Source organism: Bradyrhizobium altum (assembly GCF_020889705.1).
Taxonomy (GTDB): Bacteria; Pseudomonadota; Alphaproteobacteria; order Rhizobiales; family Xanthobacteraceae; genus Bradyrhizobium; species Bradyrhizobium altum.
The window spans coordinates 1-5015 of sequence record NZ_JACMYP010000414.1 but is presented as its reverse complement, the minus strand read 5'-3'; the positions used below and the strand labels follow the sequence as shown (position 1 = coordinate 5015).

The 5015-nt window shown below is 62.1% G+C and carries 2 protein-coding genes; one reads left to right on the top strand and one right to left on the bottom strand.

Features of this window, described 5'->3' with window-relative positions; translation table 11 throughout:
• Positions 1 to 448 precede the first annotated feature (448 nt).
• A complete protein-coding gene (locus H8B02_RS45140) occupies positions 449 to 2218 on the top strand; it encodes an alkaline phosphatase family protein (RefSeq protein ID WP_229172193.1) in 1770 nt (589 codons plus the stop codon).
• A gap of 69 nt (positions 2219 to 2287) precedes the next feature.
• On the opposite strand, the gene H8B02_RS45135 is transcribed toward H8B02_RS45140, so the two are convergent.
• A partial coding sequence (locus H8B02_RS45135) for a DUF5801 repeats-in-toxin domain-containing protein (protein ID WP_229172192.1) occupies positions 2288 to 5015 on the bottom strand: 2728 nt, incomplete at its 5' end.

The following is a 5015-nucleotide window of genomic DNA, read 5'->3' as shown; positions in this document are numbered from 1 at the left end:
CGCCGCCGAGCGGGAATGCCATCGCGCGCGATGGGAGAAGCGCAACGACGGCTGCCAGCAACGCGACCCGTGCGGTTCGAACGCCATGGTCGGCCGATGCCGCACGACATTTTCCGGAACCGGACGCCAGAATATCCCAAACCATTGCGAGAAAACGCCCCTGTCACAATGCATTTGCGCTGCCGTACGTCGGAAGATGTCACGGAGGTGACAGTTTCCTGTCGGCAGGATCAATGACCATCTGTTTGGATAGACGACTGTTGATTGCGGTTTGATGACGATCGATCAACGAGACGCAAGCCGGTCTGAATTTGACAGAACGAAGATTTATCGGCGCGTGCATCTTTTCACGCGTTTGTGCGCGCGTCGAAAAACGGTCATCCCGGCGAAATGTGTTTTGCATAGCGTGTAACTCCATTTCTATTTCTTTCTGAATCAGGAGAGCACTATGCGGCTTTGGGGAGCCATTCCGGCGCTCGCAGTTGTTGCTGGCGCCGTTGCCATCTCACCGGTGGCAAACGCCGAGAATTTGGTCGAAAAGATCATTGATGAGTTCAAGCACGAGGTCAGGGACGAGCTGCGTGACCTGCGCGACCGCGGCCATGAAGGTGTGCATCAGTACAAGCACATCGTCGTCATCTACCAGGAAAACCACAGCTTCGATAACCTCTATGGACACTGGGGCGATGTCGGCCGTGACCGGATCAATGGGACCTCCGACGCCGATCAAGCCCATACGCTGCAGGTCCGGCAGGACAACCAGACGGTCTATGCCTGTCTGTTGCAGACTGACGTCAACCTGACCTCTCCGTCGCCGCAGCCGACGACCTGCACCGACAATACGGGCTCGGTCGCGATCCTCAGCGCCTTCAAGAACAAGCCGTTCGAGATCAACGACTTCATCCCGACCTCGGCGACCACCTGTCCGAAGCCGCTCGGGTCTTTTGCGGGGCACGGCTTCCTCAACGGCACCGGCGCGCCCGGCGGCTGCACCGAGGATATCGTGCATCGCTTCTACAGCGAGCAGTACCAGCTCAACGGCGGCCAGCAGAACCGTTACATGACCGGCAGCGACGCCGCAGGCCTGGTGATGGGCTACTACGACACCAAGAAGCTGCCCATCTACACCTATCTCCACGGCCACGGTGCGCCGAACTACGTCATCGCCGACAGCTTCTTCCAGGGCGCCTTCGGCGGTTCGTTCCTCAACCACCAGTTCCTGGTCGCGGCTGCGGCGCCGCAGTTTGTCGGTGCCTTGAACGACGGCAGTGCCAGTGATTTCCACTCCATCGTCGACGCCAACGGCATGCCGACCAGCACGCCGCTCTACACGCCGGTCTCGACCGTGAAGGATGCGCAGCTGACGGCGAAATGCAACCAGACCGGCCTGCCGGCTGGCCTCGCCTGCGGCGACTACGCGGTCAACACCACGCAGCCGACCTATCAGCCTTATTCGCCGGGCACTCCGGACATCAAGCGCCTGCCGCCGCTGCACACGCCGAACATCGGCGATCGGCTGTCGGCCAAGCATGTTGACTGGGCTTGGTATTCGGGCGGCTGGTCGAACGCCAATGGCGATGTCGGCGCGTCCGGCTGGACCAACGGCAACGGCACGACCTGCACCGACCCGAACCATCTCTCCACGGCGGTGTTCCCGAACTGCCCCGATGTGGACTTCCAGTTCCACCATCAGGCGCTCAACTACTTCGCCAGCTACGCGCCAGGAACGCAGGCCCGCAGGGATCACCTGAAGGACGAGGCGGAGTTCATCCAGGCGGCCAAGAACGGCCGGCTGAAGCAGGTCAGCTTCATCAAGCCGATCGGCGAGGAGAACGAGCATCCGGGCTACACCAGTGAATCCGAAGGCAGCCAGCATCTCGTCGATCTCGTCAAGGCGATCGTCGAAGGGCCGGATGGCAAGGATACGCTGATCGTCATCACCTATGACGAGTTCGGTGGACAGTGGGACCACGTTCCGCCCCCGCCGCACAACCGCCGTGGTGCCGAGGCCCGTGCTGCGGACCAGTGGGGTCCGGGCACCCGCATTCCGGCACTGCTGATCGCCAAGCGCTTCAACAAGTCGGGCGTCGCGCATGAGGACTTCGACACCACGTCGATCCTCCGGCTGCTCGAGAAGCGCTTCGATCTCGATCCGCTGGTGACGCGCCCGGTGCGCAGTCTCTCGGCGGCGCTGAAGGCCGGCGAAGGCTGGCACTGACCCGAGAAACGATCCTGGCCCGCGCCAACCTCTGGCGCGGGCCAGGACCTTCACCAGGCTTCAGGGCCCTTACAGGATCAGATCGTGTTGCACGTGCGGGACCGGCGCTGTCATGTGGGTGCTGTCGCCGACCATCGCAGCGCTTTCCGGACTCGGCGCGAATGTGAAGGCGGGTGTCCAGGTCGTGTGGCCCTGAATATCGACCTGAAGAAGGGCCGTCGCTGAATTGCCGTCCCTGTCGGCGGCAGATACGTCGAACAGCAGATTCGTGCTCGGGATGCTCGTCTTCTCGGTATAGGTGATGTTGTTGACCGTGAAGGTGGCGTTTCCGGTTGCCGCATGATCGTAATCGACCTGGACCTGATTGAACGCCTTTCCGACGTAGAGCGTGTAGGTCGATGTCGTGTTGTCAAAGGCCGCGGTGTTGATCAGCGAAGCATCCGACGTTTCCTGCACCACGATGCTGGCGCTGCCGCCTTGCGGCTTTGGAACATCGATGCAGAAGTCGTGAACGTAGGCGCTACCATCCAGAACCTTGAAAACCACACTTGCCGTGCCGTTACCTTGCCACTGGGTCAGGGTGAAGCTGGTCTTCTGCTGCTGTTCGGAAAACGCGAGATTCAACTGCTCGCAGGGATCCATGCTCAGCCCGGTATCGCCGACCGCGATGCCATTGCTCGACGCCTTGACATCGAGCGGATGGCCATTGCTGTTGGATCCGGTGATGACGAGCTCGCCATCCGGCGCCGTCAGAGACGGCGTGCCGCCACCCGAGGCGCCGAAATCGGAGCCGGTCACGGTGGCCTCCTTCAGCAGATCGTCGCTCTTGAGATCAAAGCAGAAGGTCCCGTCCGGTTCGATCAGCAACTTGAAGTACGGATCCGCCAGCGTGCCGCCGCAATCCGTTAGATAGGCATCCAGTTCGACTCCGCCGCCCACCTCGTGGGTCGAATAATAGAAAGTGAAGTGGTCGCCATTTCCGGTGACGTTCACCGAAGTGACGCCGTCGCCCAGTTGCGCCGTCGCCAGATCGAATCCCGTGTCGCCGACGGCTCCGCTGTGGATGGCAACGAGCATCGCGGCTTCGCCGTCCGCGCCGAAATTGACATCGTAGGTCCCGTTGACGAACTGATGGTCTTCATCGGCAATGCAGATCTTTTGGAAGCCGCCAATGGTCGGACTATCGTCCGTGATCGTCAGTTGCTTGCCGAGGTCGAGGCTCGCGCTCTGGAAGTCGCCGTCCTTGTCCGTGATCGTGGCAATCAGGCTTACGATGCCGGAGGTGAGCGACACGGCTTCGCCGTGGTCCTGTGTCACCGGCCGGTAGTCGGTGAATGTCACGCACCCTGTGGCCGGATCAAGCGCGATGGCGAACGCCAGTGTCCCGCTTGCTATGCCGACATGGCCTTCGATGGTGTTGCCGTTCAAAACCAGCACGTCGGCGCAGCCCGTGTGCGAGTCGATCAGGCCCGACGCCGTGCAATTGCCGCCGTTGATCGTCAAAGCGTAGCGGATGGTCGCACCATCCGCGCCCTGTACCGACGTGAACGCGGTCGAGAAGTCGGCGGACGTCGTGGTCAGGGCCGCATCCGGCGCCGAGCCCGCGATATGATCGTCGAACGCTGTTGCGGTCAGATGCGTCTCGCTCAGCGACAGCGATGGCTCGGTCCCGTTTGCTTTGATGCTCGGGCCGTCGTCCGTGATAGTCAGTTGCTTGCCAAGGTCGAGGCTCGCGCTCTGGAAGTCGCCGTCCTTGTCCGTGATCGTGGCAACCAGGTCTACGATGCCGGCCGCAAGCGACACGCCTTCGCCGCTGTCCGGGCTGGTGCCAAACGGCTGCTTCACGGCCCGATACTCGGTGAAGCTCACACCCCCCGTGGCCGGATCGAGCGAGATGGTGAACGCCAGCGTTCCGTTCGTTGTGCCGACATGGCCTTCGATGGTGTTGCCGTTCAGAACCAGCACGTCGGCGCAGCCCGTGTGCGAATCGATCAGACCGGACGCGGTACCGTTGCCGCCCGTGATCGTCAGCGCGTAGCGGATGGTCGCGCCATCCGCGCCTTGAACCGAGGTGAACGCCGTGGAGAAGTCAGCGGAGGTCGTCGTCAGCGTTCCGTCAGGCGCAGAGCCTGCGATGTTGTCGTCCAGCAGCGTTGCCGTCAGATGCTTTTCGCTCAATGTCAGAGACGGAGTTACGCCACTGGTCTTGATGCTCGGACCGTCGTCCGTGATCGTCAGCTGCTGGCCAACATCAACGCTCGCGCTCTTGAAGTCTCCGTCCCTGTCCGTGATGGTCGCTACCAGGCTGACAAGGCCGGCGTTCAACGCCACACCTTCTCCGTTGTCCGGGCTGGTACCGAGCGGCTGCTTCACCGCCCGGTACTCGGTGAAGGTCACTCGTCCGGTGGCCGGATCGAGCGCGATGGTGAACGCCAGCGTGCCGCTGGTCGTGCCGACATGGCCCTCGATGGTGTTGCCGTTCAGAACCAGCAGGTCGGCCAGGCCGGTGTGCGAGTCGATCAGACCCGACGCGGCGCCGTTGCCGCCGGTGATCGCCAACGCGTAGCTGATCGTTGCGCCATCCGCGCCTTGGACCGAGTTGAATGCCGTCGAGAAGTCGGCGGAGGTCGTCGTCAGCGTTCCATCAGGCGCAGAACCGGCGATGTTGTCGTCCAGCAGCGTTGCCGTCAGATGCTTCTCACTTAGCGTCAGCGAGGGGACTGTTCCGCTCGTGCTGATGCTCGGGTCATCTTCGGTAATGGTCAATCTGCTGCCGAGATCGAGGGTCACATCCTGA